General features: G+C 39.0%; 17 protein-coding genes. 4 read left to right on the forward strand and 13 right to left on the reverse strand.

Features of this window, described 5'->3' with window-relative positions; translation table 11 throughout:
* The first annotated feature begins 36 nt into the window (after positions 1–36).
* A complete protein-coding gene (locus CQA63_RS09875; RefSeq protein WP_170128387.1) occupies positions 37–204 on the forward strand; it encodes a hypothetical protein in 168 nt (55 codons plus the stop codon).
* A gap of 106 nt (positions 205–310) precedes the next feature.
* On the opposite strand, the gene CQA63_RS07185 is transcribed toward CQA63_RS09875, so the two are convergent.
* From CQA63_RS07185 to CQA63_RS07245, 13 genes are all read right to left on the reverse strand, one after another.
* Positions 311–1,510, reverse strand: a complete 1,200-nt coding sequence (locus CQA63_RS07185; protein ID WP_233706670.1) for an ammonium transporter — start codon at positions 1,508–1,510, stop codon at positions 311–313.
* 114 nt (positions 1,511–1,624) lie between these two features.
* A complete protein-coding gene (locus CQA63_RS07190; RefSeq protein WP_104700555.1) occupies positions 1,625–1,972 on the reverse strand; it encodes a P-II family nitrogen regulator in 348 nt (115 codons plus the stop codon).
* Positions 1,973–2,204: 232 nt separating this feature from the next.
* Complete coding sequence (locus tag CQA63_RS07195; protein ID WP_104700556.1) at positions 2,205–3,674, reverse strand: FtsK/SpoIIIE domain-containing protein; 1,470 nt, start codon at positions 3,672–3,674, stop codon at positions 2,205–2,207.
* A 10-nt stretch (positions 3,675–3,684) separates the two neighbouring features.
* Complete coding sequence (locus tag CQA63_RS07200) at positions 3,685–5,688, reverse strand: hypothetical protein (RefSeq protein WP_147288751.1); 2,004 nt, start codon at positions 5,686–5,688, stop codon at positions 3,685–3,687.
* A complete protein-coding gene (dndC, locus tag CQA63_RS07205; RefSeq protein ID WP_115511848.1) occupies positions 5,675–7,426 on the reverse strand; it encodes a DNA phosphorothioation system sulfurtransferase DndC in 1,752 nt (583 codons plus the stop codon). The genes CQA63_RS07200 and dndC overlap by 14 nt, the downstream gene beginning before the upstream one ends.
* A 45-nt stretch (positions 7,427–7,471) precedes the next feature.
* Positions 7,472–7,801: a hypothetical protein gene (locus CQA63_RS07210; protein WP_104700560.1), complete on the reverse strand. Its 330-nt coding sequence runs from the start codon at positions 7,799–7,801 to the stop codon at positions 7,472–7,474.
* Positions 7,794–8,735, reverse strand: a complete 942-nt coding sequence (gene rsmH, locus CQA63_RS07215) for a 16S rRNA (cytosine(1402)-N(4))-methyltransferase RsmH (RefSeq protein WP_104700580.1) — start codon at positions 8,733–8,735, stop codon at positions 7,794–7,796. The genes CQA63_RS07210 and rsmH overlap by 8 nt, the downstream gene beginning before the upstream one ends.
* Before the next feature lie 4 nt (positions 8,736–8,739).
* Complete coding sequence (locus CQA63_RS07220) at positions 8,740–9,321, reverse strand: hypothetical protein (RefSeq protein WP_104700561.1); 582 nt, start codon at positions 9,319–9,321, stop codon at positions 8,740–8,742.
* Positions 9,311–9,859, reverse strand: a complete 549-nt coding sequence (locus tag CQA63_RS07225; RefSeq protein WP_233706667.1) for a hypothetical protein — start codon at positions 9,857–9,859, stop codon at positions 9,311–9,313. Before CQA63_RS07225 ends, CQA63_RS07220 begins: the two co-directional genes overlap by 11 nt.
* A complete protein-coding gene (locus CQA63_RS07230) occupies positions 9,860–10,867 on the reverse strand; it encodes a hypothetical protein (RefSeq protein ID WP_233706671.1) in 1,008 nt (335 codons plus the stop codon).
* 53 nt (positions 10,868–10,920) lie between these two features.
* The gene (locus CQA63_RS07235) at positions 10,921–11,565 is read right to left on the reverse strand and encodes a lysophospholipid acyltransferase family protein (RefSeq protein ID WP_199770718.1); all 645 of its coding nucleotides are present in this window, start codon (positions 11,563–11,565) and stop codon (positions 10,921–10,923) included.
* Entirely contained in the window at positions 11,555–12,922 is a 1,368-nt protein-coding gene (gene miaB, locus CQA63_RS07240; RefSeq protein WP_104700565.1) for a tRNA (N6-isopentenyl adenosine(37)-C2)-methylthiotransferase MiaB, read from the reverse strand. The genes CQA63_RS07235 and miaB overlap by 11 nt, the downstream gene beginning before the upstream one ends.
* Before the next feature lie 18 nt (positions 12,923–12,940).
* Complete coding sequence (locus CQA63_RS07245; protein WP_244916285.1) at positions 12,941–13,243, reverse strand: HP0268 family nuclease; 303 nt, start codon at positions 13,241–13,243, stop codon at positions 12,941–12,943.
* 143 nt (positions 13,244–13,386) lie between these two features.
* Here CQA63_RS07245 and nusA point away from each other — a divergent pair, with 143 nt between their 5' ends.
* Genes nusA through CQA63_RS07260 form a run of 3 tightly spaced genes read left to right on the forward strand, consistent with a single transcriptional unit; the run spans position 13,387 to position 18,304 of the window.
* A complete protein-coding gene (gene nusA / locus CQA63_RS07250) occupies positions 13,387–14,547 on the forward strand; it encodes a transcription termination factor NusA (RefSeq protein ID WP_104700581.1) in 1,161 nt (386 codons plus the stop codon).
* Between the two features lie 55 nt (positions 14,548–14,602).
* Positions 14,603–18,010 carry a type ISP restriction/modification enzyme gene (locus CQA63_RS07255; protein ID WP_115511849.1) on the forward strand — a complete coding sequence of 1,136 codons (3,408 nt, stop codon included), beginning with the start codon at positions 14,603–14,605 and terminating at the stop codon, positions 18,008–18,010.
* 3 nt (positions 18,011–18,013) lie between these two features.
* Positions 18,014–18,304 (forward strand): type ISP restriction/modification enzyme, encoded by a 291-nt coding sequence (locus CQA63_RS07260; RefSeq protein ID WP_104700568.1) that lies wholly within the window; start codon positions 18,014–18,016, stop codon positions 18,302–18,304.
* Positions 18,305–18,340 lie beyond the last annotated feature (36 nt).

Genomic DNA, 18,340 nt, shown 5'->3' on the forward strand with positions numbered 1-18,340 from the left:
GTAAAGAATTTGCTTTAAAAGAATACTTTGGACTTTTTGGCATATTTTTATCAGTATAAGCAAGGCGAAGAATACACCCCTCAAGCTCTAAGTGGTAGGAAAGTTTGTCATGTTGAGCCCTTTGCAAAAAGGGTGAAATATCTCTATTGGAATTACCAGAAACTCTACCCCTCTTGTCATCCTCAACCCCTCATTAGTGGGTGAAGAATTCACAAAGGAATCACTAGACCTCAAAAGCAATTCTTCACCCTCTTATAGAGGGCAAAGACACAACAAATTCATTGCTTTTGCAAGAGCGATTAAGGCGTACTTAGCGATATGCAATTTCTCCATGCAGGCTTTGGTCTAAGCCATTTTCTTCTTGCATAATATCGACACGTAGCGGGGTAAAGCATTTGATGAGCTTTAAAATAATGTAGCTTACAAGAGCCGAGAGGCTAAAGCACGCAACTATGGCGATTATCTGCATAAAAAGCAGAGTAAAATCCCCACTATAGAATAACCCCTCTCCAGCAGCCTCCTCTAGCATAGCTTCATTTACGCTACTTGTGGCAAAGAGCCCCGTAGCGATCCCGCCCCAAATGCCTCCCATACCATGCAAGCCAAAGGCATCCAATGTATCATCATAACCGAATTTTGACTTAAGGAAACTAATGGCAAAAAAGCAAATAGGCGATGCGCAAAATCCAATGATAATAGCAGCAAAGGGTGTAACAAAGCCCGCCCCGGGGGTTATCGCAACAAGCCCAGCGACAATGCCCGTGATATTCCCTAATAATGTGGGCTTGCCATATTTTATCCATTCAATGAGCATCCATGAAAGCATAGCTCCAACCACAGAAAAGTTTGTTGTTATAAAGGCATTAAGCGCGGTAGTATTGACACTCAGCGCACTTCCGCTATTGAATCCAAGCCAACCCATCCAAAGGAGTATGGCGCCTATGAATGAAAGCGGGAGGGAATGAGGCAAAAGGGCTTGATTGAATCTTCTCTTTCCCAGCATAAGGCAGCCTACAAGCCCCGCAACACCTGCGGCAATATGCACTACCCCTCCTCCAGCAAAATCTAAAGAACCAATATGAATAAGCCAGCCACCGCCCCATACCCAGTGAGCCAAAATATCATATACAAACGTACTCCAACACAAAATAAAGACAAGCAACACCCAAAATCGCATACGTTCCACTAAAGAGCCTGTAATAATAGCTGCTCCAATCACTGCAAAAAGCATTTGAAAAAACGCAAATAAACTTTGAGGTATGTTCTTATAAGTGGAATCTGTATCTGATAAAAAGAGATGATTTAAGCCTCCAATGAGCAATCCCCAATCATCGCCAAATGCAAGGCTGTAGCCTATGATAATCCATTGCAATGCGATTAGGGCATAGAGCATAATGCTATTAAGCGTTGTGCTAAGGACATTGTGGCGATTGACCATACCTGCATAAAACAAGCCCAAAGCCGGGGTCATAAGAAGCACCAAGGCTGAAGCTGCCATAACAAAAAGCATATCTAAGGCTTGAGTATGTGCTTCTTCTCCAAGGGCGATATTACAAGTGAGTAAAAATAAAAAAATAGTTTTCATATATATCCTTTAAATAGTGTAAATAGGGGTATTTATATTTTAGAGAGCGTCTTCTCCCTCTTGGGCTGTGCGAATGCGTATGACATTCGCCACGGGGATAATAATAATTTTGCCATCTCCTTCTTTGCCTGTGTTAAGCACTTCTTTGGCTATGGTGATTATCTCATCAATATTGCTTTGCTTTGTGAGGATTTCTACACGGATTTTTGGGAGCAAATCAATAGTCGTTTCACTTCCGCGGTAGATTTCTCTTTTACCCTTTTGATTACCTGCACCCATGACATTGCTTATAGTCATACCTTTAATGCCCTTTTGAGCAAGCGCGTCTTTAAGGATATTTAACTTTTCTGAGCGCGTGATGATTTCAAGTTTAAAGATATTTTCCATAAATTTCTCCTTATATAATTTAGACTTAAGATTCTATATTATACAAACTTATATAAGAATAAATTAAGTTTAATTTAATAATTATCGTGTAGATATGTGGAGAATGCGGCGGGGTGAGGGAGAGAGGTGTTATAAAGTGAGAGATGAGGATTGAGAGAGAATGGTAAGAGTTCTGCAAGAAGCCAGCAAGAAGAAGTGAAGATATATCCTGCATAAATATATCTTCACTTTTTTAAGTATTAATAAAGCTGTTTATATCTTCATTTTCAATCTCCACGCCCAAGACTCGCTTGATTTCTGCGTTATGGGGGAGTTTGATAAGCATATCGCCTTTGCCTGTGAGCTTTTCAGCCCCAATTTCATCTAAAATGACCATAGATTGTCGGGTAGATGATGTTTTGAGGGCTATACGGGAAGGAATATTGGCGCGTAGATTTGATGTGAAGTTTTGAGCAGTGGGACTTTGTGTGCCTAAAATTAAATGGATTCTAGCTTCTCTTGCTTTTTGGGCTAGCTTTGCTAGCTCTTCATCAATGCCTTTTGAAGCTAAACTATCAAGCTCATCTATAAGCAAGATATGATAAGGCATCCTTTCATAGCTTACCCCTTCACTATGCCTTTTGTATCGCTCCTCCATTTCTTGCACGAGTTCATCCACGCAGGGTACAAAGTCTTTAGAATCTACTATAAACTTTATACGCTCATAATGTTGGAATTCTTTGAAACTACTCCCCTTTGGGTCTATGATAGTGATTTGTACATTTTCGTGCCTTAAGAGGCATACAAGGAGAGTTTTTAAAAGTGCGGTTTTACCCCCTCCTGTCGCCCCCGCTACAAACAAATGCACAGCCTCAACTAAATCAAAGCAAAAAGGCTTTTTCTCATTATCTACTCCAGCAAAAAGCCCGAGCTTAAAGTCTGCTTTTTTGAGTGTGTCTAGTCCTGCTTGTATTTCCGCTTTTTTGGGTTTTTGCCAATATTTTTGGGCTTTAGCGATTTGTATGTCAAAGGTTTTAGGAATCCCTTTACAACTTTGCGTTAAGACTTCATTTCCAAGCACATCTTTAAATTGTTTTGATACTTTCTTAAAGAGTTCAATCTTCATAGAATCTTCAACTTCCACTCGCATGAGATAGCACCTATAGCTTTCCTCTTTATTCATAATGTCTATCTCAATAGCATTTTTCTTGCAGTGATCCTTTATCCGTTCGGCATAGTCTATGGGCTCACTCTGCTTGCCTTGAATCTCTCTGGCAGATTCTGGCATTTGCAAGTGAAGGTTGTCTAAGCACCATTGATAGAAGCAATCGCTAAGTTTCCATGTCTGCCTGATTTCATATAATCCCCTTTTAATGTATTTGCTTAAAGTGTCTTTATAGAATCCCTCATCATTCAATATATTTTTCCCACTTTCATCCAACTCTTCTTTATGCTGTGTATAGAGCAGTGCCCTTAACATAGTGTCAAAATCTTCTTTTGTATCTTTGCCTGTGATTTGCTTGAGGTGATATTCGCCTTTTGTCTCCCCGCCTAAGGTTTTCTCATTCCAAATGCTATGGTTGAGGGGGTATTTATCTAAGCCTAAACTCCTAGCAAGGGCGATTCTAAGCACATAATATTTGGGAATCTCTGCTTTCAAGCCGTCTTTTAAGATATTGTGTATAAGTGCTTCTTCTTTGTTAGTCGTGTAGAAATCAGCCATTTTGTCTCCTTTATAATAATATGTCTTCTATCCCTCTTGCTTTGATTGCAGCATGAGCTCTATCATCTTGGTTTTCTATCTTATAAAGTCGTGCTATATGGGATTTAGCATATTCATATTCTCTTCTGCCCATTTCTGTATCGGTAGGCATGATGATAGTTTGGAGGTCTTGGGCATAGTAGTTTTGAATGATGTTTTTTCTATTTTTTGCATCAATCCTCCCTAAGGGCGTATCGATAATAAGGGGAATCTCCGCATGTGAAAGCTCGCTTAATGCCCAAAAAATCGCAATAGCTAGGATTTGCTTCTGTCCGCTGCTTTGACTTTGTATGTAGATATTGTCTTCATTGCTATTATAAAGATGTATCTTAAAGTCCTCATCAATCTTTATGGAATTGACATTATCACTAATAAGCATTTTATACTTTTGGAGGATATTTTCTCTTAGCTCGCCTTTAAGGGTGGAAATCAGCTTTTGCTTATAGGCTTGTAGAGTATTTTGCAGAGCTTTGAGAATCTTTATTTTCTCTTCAATGCGCTCGTTGTGGATATGTTGCCTCATGGCTTCAAGCTCTACTTGAAGGTGATTAATTTTAATTTGCAGATTTTGTCTTTCCTCTTGTAGGTTATTTTCCTCTTGCTCTTTTTCTTGGTATGCTTGCTTAAGCTTGGAGATTTCTTGCTCTAAATATGCCTTTTGTGTTTGTGTGTATGAATCAAGATGAAACTCATCTATTTCTCTTTTGCATTGTGCTAGCTGATTTTTCAGCTCTTTGCTTTTTGTGATATAGCTTTTAAGTGCATTGTTTTCTATTCTCACAAGAGAAAGTTTTAAAGATTCTATCAAGCTTGGTGAAATCTGTGAGTTATAGCTACTTTGTTGCTCGAGGTTTTGCAAGAATGTATCAAATATATCATAAGTAAGCTTGAGTATCTCTTGGGATTGGCTTGGGGCTTTTGCTTGGATTATTTTGTTAGAGGTGGCTTTGAGCGCAGGGAGAAGCTTTTGATAGGTTTGTATATCTTGGCTTTGCTTATGACTCTCTATCGCTTGGATTTCATCATTTAGCTGTTTTGTAAGTTTGGGGTTGCTTAGAAAAATGATATGTTTAAAAGCCTCCTCTAAGCCCTCTTTATGCGCTTGGATTGCTTTTTCTAATTCATGTTTTTCATCATAGAGTTCTTGCCTTGTTTTATCATTGCTAGAGATGAGCTTTTGTATCTCTTTTTCCTTTTCTTTCAGGGCATATTGCTTGCTTTCTTGTTGCTCTTGTATGATATTGATTTGTCTTTGTATAGAATCTAAGCTGTTTTTTGCTTTTTCAATGTCGTTTAGCTTCTCTTCAAAACTTTGTTTTTGTTTCTCATCTTCTAGGGCTTGGGAGTTTAGCTCGTTTGTAATCTTATCAATTTGTTTTAAGATTATATCAAGCGGCTTAATCCTTAGAATCTCCTCGATTTTTTCCTTTAAGCCTGTGTGGAGATTCTCTGAAATTTCGCCTATCTCCTCACCATTGAAGAAGAAAAAATCTACAAAATTACTCGGCAATATAAGCGCATTTATCTTCTCTTGAGCTTCTTCATCGCTAAAGTGTTCTTCATCAATGCTTAATGCTAATGTTTCTTCTAGCTCCCAATCAATATTCTCAAAACCCCTTTTGAGATAAAAACTTCTATTATCATTAAGCTTGCCTGTAATGGCGATATAAAAGTCTGTTTTGCTTTCATTAACAGCATATGTGTTTAAAATTCCGCTAAAGCCCTTTTTGTTACCTTTGATGAAGCTTTGCGCATTAAGTTTGAATTTCTTGCATAATCCATTTTCTGCATTAAAATCCCTTAGCCCACTCCCACAAATGGCTATTTTGCAAGCGTTGATAAAGCTTGTTTTCCCAAAGCCATTTTGCCCATAGATACAATAGAGATTTTTCCCCTCTATATGTGGGAACTCCACTTCCACCGCTCCATAATATGCAAAAAGATTGCAAATGGTGATTTTTTCAATAAACATCATGCCCCCTTTTGCTTGTTTTGTCATTAATGAGCTTTTCTATATGCTTTTTGATTTGCACAGAGGCGGGGTTTCTCCCTCTTAGGCTTGTGTTGTTGCAAATATCTATTGAGGTGCTAATGAGCTCTTCTAAGAGTTGAGATTCTATCCCCGAATCCTCACTTACTTGTTCTAAAAGCTCCTTATGGAGCACTTTGCTTTTTAAACGCTCTTTTTCTTTCATTCTGCCTACCTCCTTTGCTAAGCTAATGGCACTTTTATTAAAGTCAAATTCTCTATCCCATATCTCCTGTATGGCTAAGATTTGCTCATCGCTTATAAGCTCCTCCCCGCCATTTTGCATAAAGGCTTCTTCAGCCTTAAGAAGTTTATGAAGTATTTCCTTTCGCTTATGGCTTAAAAATGGTCCTAGTCTGCCCACTTTATAGGCTGCCATACCATTACGCTTATAGTCTGCCCTCGCACTGCTATCTTCTCTCAATGCCTTGATATAGTCTCTAAACTCATTTAAAGGCTTTAAATGCTCTTCCCCAGAAGCGATAAAGCCCTGCAAGGATTTATCTTCACTAACTACCGTGCATACCCAGCAGCCAAAGCGCGACCCCCCGCAACTTTTTTGGCTTAAATCTGTGATAAATTGGCATTCTTCTCCGCTTGCCTTGCTATAGAGGGAGAAAAGCTCGCTATGGTCTTTGCTCCATAGGGGTTTATGAGTGCTAAGATAAGCCCATACTTCATCTGTGCTCCACTCTACGATAGGCGAATAAGTGAGGGTATCGGGGAAGTCGTGGTGTTGGGAGTAGCCTTGTTCGTTTAAAACTCGCTTTTCTATGGATTTTTTGCGATTGTTTGATTCTGCTTTTCTTGTGCCTAAGATTAAGAGTGCGGAGCCATGCTTTTGTGTGATTTGAGCCACTTGCTGCTTCGCGGGAGTGATTTTAAGCCTATCAGTGCACCACCTAAAGGTACGTGTAGGGCTAGGGTAGCCTTTACCAATGAGATTGACCCAAAAGTCATCTTTGAGGCTTGGGCTTACTTCAAGTACTTCAAAGGGGATATGATTTGCCCTTGCATGGCTATTAATGGAATCTATCACTTTGCGTAAGAAATGGCTGATATGAGGGGCTTCTACTAATGTATTTGAGGCAATGGCATAGGTTTGGCGTCTTTGATTTGGCTCGAGGGATAAAAGCATTTCATACACAAGCTGCAGCACACAAGTAGAGTCCTTGCCTCCGCTAAAGGCTACGATAAAGGTGCGCTGTGTTTGGAGGAACTTTGTTTTTAAATCATATAGGGTAGATTCTAAATATGTAGGGGGCTGTGGTTGTTGCAAGGCTTCAAACCCACTATCAAAGGCTTCCATAATGCCAGATGCTAAAAAGTAGATGCTTGTATGCCCATAGAGGCTTAGAAAGGCTTGGTTATCTCTTAGTTTATGGGCGAGGGTCTTAGCCTTTTGGGAGCTAAAGCATACAATAAGTAATGGCTGATTGTAATCAGCGGGGGGGGGGGGGGTGAGGGAATCGTGTGTTAAAGATAAATGATGAAAACAATGGCTAGGGGGGTTTGCCCGAGAGGGTTTATAAAAATCAAGTATGGCTTGAGGGCTATCCAAATGTAGGGAATCTGCCAAATGCGCACTCTTATAGGCAAGAGATGAGCGAATATCAACAACAAGGAAGCTTTTTAAGCCTCTTTGCTTGAGTGTAGCGACACTTAAAGCTTTTACTTCACACATTATCTTTCTTTATATGGGGATATTTAATCTTACAATAAGGCATATTTAAAACTCATTAAGGATTAAAATTTTATAGCGCAACTCTTGTATCTCGTGTTTAAGGCGCTTGTTTTCTTCAAGGAGCATATCATGTTGGGTTTGTAATGTGCTTATATCCTTGCTGAGGTAGTAGATTGTGTTTGAGAGATAGACCTTTGGCACACAGAGTATAAGCACAAGGAGCATAATATAAAGGGCAATTTTTAGTTCTTTAAGGCTTAGTCCATCTGGAGATTCTATACTCCTTTCTTGCGGAGAGAGGATTTCTTCTTTTTCTTCTATGCTAAGACGCGATTTGGGGAGTATGAGGTTTTTTAGAGAATCATCTTCAAACATACTTAGCTCCTAATGCAAAAATGCGCAATTTTGCACTTCGTGCGCGCTTATTATGGGCGATTTCTTTGGAAGTGGGGGTAATGGGCTTTTTGGTGAGTATTTCTCCTAAGGCATGGTTGTTGCCACATTGGCATTTATATGATTCTTCCGGGCAGATACAGGATTTACTCCATTGCTTGAAGTATTGCTTTACGATTCTATCTTCAAGTGAGTGAAAGGTAATAATACCCACCTTGCATTGCTCTAATGCCCCGCCCTCAAAGGCTGTTTGGATACTTTGAAGCAATGTGCGGAGTTGGTTTAGCTCGTCATTGACTTCTATGCGGATGGCTTGAAATGCAAGTGTGGCAGGGTGTAGCCCCCCCATACGCGGGAAGTGAGATTCTATAAGCTCGCTTAATTCTAGGCAAGATTCAAAGCCTTTTTGCGCGCGTCTATCCACAATAAGCCTTGTTAGTTTTTTATATTGCTTGATTTCGCCATAGTTTTTAAATATTGCTTCTAGCTCTCTTAGAGAATAGCTATTTAATACCCTTTTGGCATCAAGGTTTGAATCCTTATCCATACGCATATCTAGGGCTAAAGAGTGGAAGTTAAAGCCCCTATTGGCATTATCTAGCTGCATAGAGCTTACACCAATATCTGCAATAATCCCCCTCACACCTTGAAGCTCATTTGCCTCAAGCTTTGTGAGCACCAGAGAGAAAGGGCAATGATAATACTTGATGTGTGAGCGGTATTTTTCTAATCTTTGCTGTGCTAATGCAATCGCGCTCTTATCTCTATCAAAGGCATATACTTGTGTGTTTGGGGCAGATTCTAAAAAAGCTAATGTATGCCCGCCAAAGCCTAAAGTGCAGTCTATTAGCCCTCCAGTGCTCCATGAGAATGCCCTAAGGAGTTCATCTTTTAAGACGCTGCAATGCACATTCACTCTCTTAAGGTCTAAAGTAATCAAATCGCAATTTATTATCAAGGATAATTTGATGTTCTTTGTATGTTGAAGTTTTGAGATTTACAACCATCACAAAATAAATATGTCTGGTTTTTTCATCAAATTCCATTTTGATAGGTAGCTCTACTTTTGCGATGTAGGATATGGTATTTGCCCAAGTGATAAAATCTTCAATGCTTTGGGTATCAGGGGCGTAACCTGTGATTTGATAATATGTATTGAGTATTTCTTGCTCATGGACTACATTTAGCTTTTTGACTTTAAGCTCATTAAATTGTGGTTGCAAAAGCTCAAGGAGGAGCACTTCATCGCTTTGATTATAGAGGTTTGATAGGGTTTTGTAATTTTGTATAGAGAACGTTTTGAGTTGTGCTTCTATCGCAAGATAGTCCCTTTGTACTTGGGCAAGCGTGGTTTTTGCTTTTTTTGCCTCTTGGGCTTGCTTTTTGTATTCTGTAATCTGGGGGAGGAGGATTTTCATAATGCAAAATGCACAAATAGCACTAAATATTAAAAATAATACAAAGTTTTTCAGCGCATAATCTGTGCGAAAATCATTGTCCATTTTGGTTTTCCTTTGTATCAAGGGGTTTGAGGGCGGGATTTGCCTTGCTTATAGACATAAAGTTAAACCAACCGCTTACAAGCGGGTAGAATTCAACCTTTGTTTGTGTGAAAACTGCGCGCAAAGGCGCTTCAAGGAGGAATTTATATACTTCTTTTGAGGGGGTAAGCCCTTTAAGGATAAGCATATTATAATCAAGCTCTATGCTTCGTGTGGTGATTTGGTCTGGGATAAGCTTGAGGAGATTAGAGAGCCCATCTTTTAGCATTTGATTTTGTAGCTGCAGTTCTTTGCCAATTTTTACTTCATAATCAAGTCGCTCTATGTAGTCTTTAACAACGATTGCCTTGAGTTTAGTGTATTGAATCTGCTCTTGAATGCGCGCTTGCTCTTTGATTTTCGCACTTTCTTGTTGTTCTAAAATTTTGGCAAAGCAAAGCACGCACAATACCGCTAACACGCTATAGGCAAACCAAATTTTTGTATAACGTTTAAAAATACTCTTTGGCTTAGGACGTATAAAGCTATAAATCATCATTTATCCTTGTGCGTGGAGTTCGGCTTTTGCAAGCTCGATGAGTGCATCGGGGATATTGATTGGCTGCACTTTTATATCAAGCATAATCGCATTTCTTATGTGGTCTAGGGCTTGCTCTGTGATACCATAGGTATCAAGTATGACAATAGATTCTATAAATTGAGCATTATAAATAGGGTTGCTATAAAATTCATTAATGGAGTTTGTTAGCACTTCTAGGGCATTTGATGCTCTAGCTAAATCCTTTAAACCCTCTAAGCGCGTTTTTTCTGCCTCTTTTTGCTTTTGGGAATCTACCTCTTCGGGGACAAATTCTTTACGTATGAGCTCTTCATCTAAATCTTCTAATTCGCCAATTTCATTTAACTCATCAAGGGAGCCTAGTATGCTATCTAGCTCACTTAGCTCTTTTAAAGAGCGCACTTCCATAATGGCATTTTCTTCATCGCTTTGCTCTAATTCCCCCCCAATCATAAAAAATCCGCCAAAATACACTCCGACATCATTAGCCACAAAAAGCGTCATACTGCCACGTTCTTGCAAGACATAGAGTTTGATTTTTTTACTCAGTTTTGCCTTGATATTTTCATATACAATCGCAAAAGGTGAGAAGAGAAAGTCAAGCCCCAATGCGCGGATATATTTCACACGATTTTCATCAATGGCAAGATTTTGGATATAAAACACCCAATGATTTGGCATTTCAACAATATGGGAGGTTTTAGGGTTAATGCCAAATTGAATCAGTTGAGATTTTTTAGAGCAATTTGCCAAACCTTGATTGTAGGTCTTACTCATCGCACTTAAATATGTGAAAGGATATTTGCGCTTATAGCTTTTAATCATCTTTGCTGCTTCTACGGGCAATTCTTTATCAACGATTTTAAATTCTTTATTTATCGTGCTTTTTATGCGATGGTTTTTTATCACTACTATTTTAAGTGAGCATACCTTTGCATCAAGATTCACACCAATAAGAATGGTAGAAAAAAATGGACGAAGTAGCATTTTTAGCAATTTTCTAAGCCCTCACTCTTTAGTTTTACATCAGCACCAAGCATTTAGAGTTCCTTTTCTAAACGTGTGCGCACTAATGCCTTTGCATCATCAAGGCTCATATCTTTATCGATACTAAAGCCCTCCAGCATATAATAATCCACGCGTGCAAATGGTTTAGGAATGCGGAACTTATCCCAGCTTTTTAGCTCCCAATACCGAGAGCACACCACACGCAAGGGGACTATCTGCTTGCCTGTTTTTTGACTCATCGCTATCACGCCATCGCTAATGCTATGATAAGGTCCCTTTGGACCATCGGGGGTAAGGGCTACATCATAGCCTTCTTTAAGCAGTTTTATAGAATCTATTAAAACCTTTAACCCGCCCTTTGAAGTGGAGCCGCGCAAATTTTTTAGCCCAAACATCGCATATATTTTTACCATAATTTCTGCGTCAAAATGATGAGAGGAGATGATATAAAAGCCCTTGTCGCGCTCTTTGCTTACTTGTGTTTGAAAATGTTTATATAAAAAGGGCAGCATAAGAAACTCCCCATGCCAAAATGCCCCGATAAAATTATGCGTTTTAGAGTATTCATTTATATGGAATCTATGCCGTGTGAGGAGATACAAAAGGCGTAAAAGCACATACATAAGCTTTGGGAGGATAGCTGCGATAATCGCGCGTTTGGTTTCCTTACTGGGCATATGCAGCCTTTGGTGTGTTTAATTTTAGGGCAGATTCTAGGCTTAGCTCCTTTATAAATTCCCCTATGAGCGAACCTCCCTCATTTTCTGTAATTTTCACTTGAGCGATACTCCCAATGGGGCATTTTATGCCTTTAATTTTGATAAGTTTGTTGTTACTACTACGTCCCTCACTAAAGCAATGCTCTTTATCATCGCGATGATTTTCTATTAATACCTCATGAGTGTGTCCTATCTCCTCTCTTGCCTTTTTGCGCAAGATGTCTTTATGCAGGGCTTGGAGCCGGGCTAGCCGCTCTTTGGCGACTTCGGGCTCTATAAGCATACTTTTATCATAGCTATATGCGCTTGTATTGGGGCGAGGTGAGTATATAAAGCTATAGAGTGTGTCAAATTCAGCAATTTTTAGCACTTCCATAGTATCTTCAAAATCTGCTTGAGATTCTGTAGGGAATCCCACGATAATATCCGTGCCAATGCCCACATTAGGGAGGAGGGACTTGAGTTTGGCTATACGCGAGAGATACCATTCTTTGCTATAGCCGCGCTTCATCATCTTTAGCACTCTGCTTGAGCCACTTTGCAAGGGAATATGCAGGGCTTTAGCTATGCGTGCATTAGAGGCGAACTCTTCTAAAAACTCATCATCCATATGCAACGGGTGCGGTGAAGTAAAGCGGATTCTATACAAGCCCTCTATTTCACTTAAGCGGCGCAAAAGCTCGGTGAAGTTTGTTTTTGGGTGAGGGTGGGAGAATCTCACTCCATAGTTATTGACATTTTGCCCTAAAAGTAAGAGCTCTTTTGTGCCATTTTGCACGAGGTTTGTCGCTTCTTTGAGGAGTAAATCTGTGGGGATTGAGATTTCTTTACCGCGAGTGAAAGGCACAATGCAATAGCTGCATTTTTTATCACAACCAATGGAGATATTGAGTGTTGATTTAATATTCATACTTTGTGAGTAGGCAAAGATATATGTGCTATCATCATAGTCAATATCCACTTCTACGGCTTTAGGCTGGAAAAGCACTTGCGTGATTTTAGATACATTTCTTGCCCCAAGCACAAAATCCACACTCGGAGCCTTTTTGATAATCTCTTCCCCTAAATGGCTCGCACTACAGCCACATACGCCAATCTTTGCCCCCTGCTTTTTAATCTTAGCAAAAGCACCTATTTCAGAAAAGAGCTTTTTCTCTGGTTTTTCTCGCACGGAGCAGGTGTTGATAAGGATTAAATCTGCTTCTTTGAGATTATCTGTAAGGGTGTAGTTAAGCTTTGTTTGCAATTCAGCAATCATATGTGCTGAATCGCGCTCATTCATCGCACAACCCATTGTTTGGACAAAAAGCTTCATGGGAGGAGTGGCAAGTGTTTAGATAATATGGAGCTCATAGATATAGCTTCCCTCATCTAGGGCATAGCGGATTTCATGCAAATGCGTGCTATAGCCCTGTTTTTGGAAAAATGTGCAAGCTTTTTGCATATCTTTATGTGAATTTTCTTTATCAAAATAAAATATATGTGTGCCTGCTGCGCATTGTTTGAGTATATCTTCAGTGGTTATTTTGGTGAGTGTTTTGGCATTTGGCGCACTCTTAGCAAGTTTAAGCTCCATAGCTTTCTCCTTTGACTCCTGTGATTTATAGAATCGCCCATTATAACGAAAAATAGGCATATTTTGGAACTTTAAGCAAATTTTTATTACAATCCTTGCAAGAGCTAAAAGTCAAGGCTTATGGCATTTATTTGGCTGTGCAAAACCCGCAAGCTACATATAAAACAATCCATAATTTTAGAGCGTTAGGAGAAATGTTTAACATGGAAAAGATTTTAGATATTATTGATTTAATTGCCTATGACAAGGGCTTAGATAATCAGGTGGTGCTAGGTATTGTCAAAGATGGGCTTATCAAAATCGCACAAGAAGAAATCAATCCATATCATAATTATTTTGTAGAAGAAGACCCAAAAGAGCGGACTTTGAAACTTTTTTATCGTATGAGGGTATGTGAAGATGAGAGGGCATTAGATGAAGAAGAGAGCGCGAAATACATTCCACTAGCAAGCGCCAAAGAGCTTGGCGATGTAAGTATCAATGATGAGGTAGATTGTGAGATTCAATTAGAGGCGATGAGCAGGGGAGCGATTAATAAGCTGTTTTTGAATCTTGAATACCACTTGCAACGTTCCATAGAAGACCAAATTTTGCAAAATTTCCGCTCCATGCTTGGTAAAATCGTCAATGGGCAGGTTGTGGGCGTGGATAAAGAGGGGAATACATTTATTGAGATTGAGGGCATTAGAGCGCTTTTACCACAGAAAAACCGCATAAAAGGAGAGCATTTTAAGGTGGGGGATTGCGTTCGGGCGATTTTGAAGTTTGTAGGCATTAATCGTAATGGCTTGCAAGTGGAGCTCTCCCGCACAGCACCGAAATTTTTAGAAGAGCTTTTAGCTATGGAAGTGCCAGAGATTAAAGATAATGAAGTGATCATCTATAAAAGTGCGAGAATCCCGGGCGATAGGGCAAAGGTAGCGGTGTATTCTCATAGTGCGCGTATCGACCCTATAGGCTGCTGCGTGGGCGTTAAGGGAGTGCGCATTAATGCGGTGAGTAAGGAGCTAGCAAATGAAAATATTGATTGTGTGGAGTACCATAGTACATTAGAGATTTTTATCGCCAAAGCACTTACGCCAGCCCATGTAGTGAGTGTGAAGATTGAGGAAAATGAGGCAGGGGATATAAATGAGGCTAAAAATGCTTCGGGCAAGGCAGAGCGAAAAAAGGCGATTGTGCAGATTAAGCCAGATCAAAAGAGCAAGGCTATTGGTAAAAATGGCGTGAATATCCGCCTAGCAAGTATGCTTTGTGAGTGCGATATTGAGCTTATAGAGTTAGGAAGTGAGGGTAAAGTAGAGCAAAAACAAGAGGAAGAAAAACGAGGTATTGACGCATTAAGCTCGCTTTTTAAGGTATAGGCAGATGATGAGTTGGGCAGTTACAAGTAGGGGATAGAAGCTTATAGGAGAGGCTATGGAAGTGTTAAAAACATATTTAGAGGCAATACAAGATATAAAGAGCCAAGATAAGGAGCATACTTATAGAATGCCCTTGCAGCAATTATTTGAAACTTTAAAAGATAAACTTGCTTGTGGTGATTTAGGGTTAAAAAATCTTCATATTACACATGAGCCAAACAATGATAAAGAAGGCAGAGGCGCACCGGACTTTGCTATCACAAATCAAGGTTTGACTATAGGATGTATAGAAAATAAGCGAGTGGAAGCAGATTTAGACAAAGTCGCCCAAAGTGAGCAAATTCAAAAATACTTAAAATTAAGTGATAATATCATATTGACTGATTACTTGCGTTTTTGGCGTGTACGTGGGGATTTAAGAGATGTTCCGGGGGGGGGGGCATATATAGCTTCAAAGCTTGAAATCTGCCCGCTAGGGGAGCTTAAAGCGACACTTAGAAATAAAGCCATTCTAGCACAAAAGGCTAAAGATTTAGAAGAGTTTTTTAAATGCTTTTTTACCCACAAACCTAAGCCCATTAGCACCGCTGTAGAGTTTGCCAACGCCCTAGCCATACGCACAAGTCGTTTAAAAGATCGCCTTATAAACGCACAGAATAATTCACATATCCAAGGTGTATATAATACCTTTAAGAAATTTCTCTATAAGCAGCTAGCATTTGATGAATTTGCTGATAGTTTTGCCCAAACACTCACATATAGTTTATTTCTTGCAAGGCTTAACCATGGCAAAGAGCTTGATTTGTATAATGCAAAGAAATTTATCCCTAAATCATTCCCTCTTCTTCGTGCTATGAGTGATTTTCTCAATCAACTTGAGGATTTAGTTTCTATCCAATGGCTGCTAGATGAGATATGTTATATTATTAATCATATCGATATTGCAAGTATTATCCATGAGCTTAATAAAAGTAGTGAAAAAGATTTGCTAGGGACTTACACGACTGCTTACATACATAAAGACCCATATTTACATTTCTATGAGACATTTTTAGCCCAATATGATTCTAAGCAGCGTAAAGAACGTGGGGTGTATTATACTCCTGCGAGCGTGGTTTGCTTTATCATCAATGCCATAGATTCTGTATTGAGGGCTGATTTTGGTTTGCAAAAGGGCTTAGGTGCGAGTTTAGAAGATAACCATATCACACTTTTAGACTTTGCCACAGGCACGGGGACATTTCTCCTAGAAGCCTTTCGCAAAGCCCTAGGGGACATAAACAGAAATAGCCCGGATTATCAGCCTAAAAGGCTTTTAAGGCAGTTTTGTGGCTTTGAATATCTCATTGCTCCTTATGCAATAGCTCACTTAAGACTTTCTCAAGTATTTAAAGAAGAGTTTGGTGCGGAGTTAAAAGATGGTGAATCGCTTAATATTAGGCTAACTAATACTCTTTATACAGAGAATGAACAAACTAAGCGAAATCGGGAAAGCAATCTTCTCGCAGGAATTGTAGAGTTTGTAGATGAATTTAAAGCTGCCCAAAAAATTAAGGAAGACCCCATCCTCATTATAACGGGGAATCCCCCATATTCAGGTGCTAGTGCGAATAAGGGCTTATATGCAAATGAAGTGCGTATCAGCTATGGAATAGATCCAAGCAAGGGAGAGTTAGAAAAAGGACAACAACAAGAAATAGAGCAATATTTAAAAATCTACAAGAAGTATGAACATCTCAATAAAGAAGAGAGAAAACGATTAAGACAAGATGAGAATGCAGACTATAAAAATTTTACTCGGTGTAAAAGCGCTTTTAAAAGCATTTTTGAGTCCAAAAAGCTCGGAGAAAAAAATCCCAGATTCTTATTTGATGATTATGTGAAATTCATCTGCTTTGCAGAATCCAAGATTCAAAAACAAGGAAGTGGAATCTTTGCCTTTATCTCTAATAATAACTTTTTAGATGCACCTACTCTTCGCGGCATGAGGTATTCTCTACTTAAGAGTTTTGATGAAATTTATATCTTAGATTTGCATGGCAGTGTGACTAAAAAGGAAGTTTGCCCTGATGGGAGTAAAGATGAAAATGTCTTTGGCATAAAGGGGGGTGTTTCTATCAATGTTTTTGTGAAAAATGGAAATTGTCATACTGAGGCTTTAGCCGAAGTATCTCAAAATTCTTCGGGCATTTGCCCTCAGAATGACAAGACAGGAAATGCTAAAGAAGTATCTTCAACCAAACCCTTAGCAAAAATTTATCATTATGACCTCTATGGCAAATGTAAAGACAAATATAATTTTCTTTATGAAAACACTTTAGATTCTATTTCTTGGAAGGAGCTAAAGCCAAATGCACCTTTTTATCTCTTTATCCCGCAAAATGGACCAAGAGAAAATTATGATAAGGGCTGGAGTGTAAAGGATATATTTAGATTGTCAAGTCGTGGAATTGTGGGCGGTAGAGATATGGTAATGTCAAATTCTGATGATGAAAAGTCTTTGCAGGATTTTAAGGCAAGAATATTGCGTTTTTTAGAGCTTGGCGTGGAAGAAGCAAGAAAAGAATTTAACCTACCAAAAGACTCTGAAGATTGGAAAATAGAATACGCCCAAAAAGAATTAAGAGATACAAACAATGCCCCAAATAATTATATAAAAATTCATTACCGCCCATTTGATTATCGTTGGACTTACTATACGTGCAATTCTAAGGGCTTTTTAGAGAGACCTAGAGGCAAAGTAATGAAGCATTTTTTAGGAGACTTCAAAAACTCAGATTCTAAAGGGATAGAAAATTTCACTCCCGAATTTAGGGCTTTCATAGATGATAAATACAAAGAGCATTTTAGCCCCGAGCAGATTTTGGGCTACATTTATGCTGTGCTTTTTCATAAAGACTACCGCGAAAGATATATTGATTTCTTAAAGATTGATTTCCCAAAGATTCCTTTTGTAGAAAGTAAAGAGATGTTTTTAAAGCTTAGTGCATTGGGACAAGAGCTTATCGCTGTGCATTTAATGAACGGCACAACAGACAGACAGACAGACAGACAGACAGACAGACAGACAGACAGACAGACAGACAGACAGACAGACAGACAGACAGACAGACAGACAGACAGACAGACAGACAGACAGACAGACAGACAGAAAAGTGATAATAGGTTGCAATATAGGCTTAAATGTCGCGAGACAATACAAGATGAGCGGTTCTTGGCAATGTGTGATAGCAATAAATACTTTAGTAGATTTGAGCCTAATGGGCGGGGGCAATACTGGAGCGGGGACGATATTCCCCCTCTATCTCAAGGCTTAAACATGCAAAATATAGGCTTAATCTGTGATAGAGGCTGTAAGTTACAAGAACTTAACAATATTTTCATCACGCAAAATATCATTGATTTGCATTTAGTGGGTAGCGGGAGTTATGTTTTCCCACTTTATCTTTATAACAAGGAGTAGGATTTGAGTATAGGCGAGGCTTTATTTGACAATGAAAACAGAGATTTAACGATACAAAAACCCCTTTACAAAGAGCAGGATAAAAGGCTTTTTGTAAATGATTTTCTCTATTTTCGCAATGTTTCAAAAGAAGTATGGGAGTATAAAATCGGTGGCTATCAAGTCCTAGATAAATACCTTAAAAGCCACAAGGGCGAGGAAATAGACTATAAGCATTTTCAAAAAGTGATTCAAACCTTGCATAAAAGCCTAGAGATAGAAGCACAAATCGCTTGTGTTGATATTTTTAAATAAATGTTTTTGTGGTGGCTTAAAACGCAAAGCCCTTAT

The sequence above is a fragment of the Helicobacter marmotae genome (genome assembly GCF_003364255.1).
Taxonomy (GTDB): Bacteria; Campylobacterota; Campylobacteria; order Campylobacterales; family Helicobacteraceae; genus Helicobacter_C; species Helicobacter_C marmotae.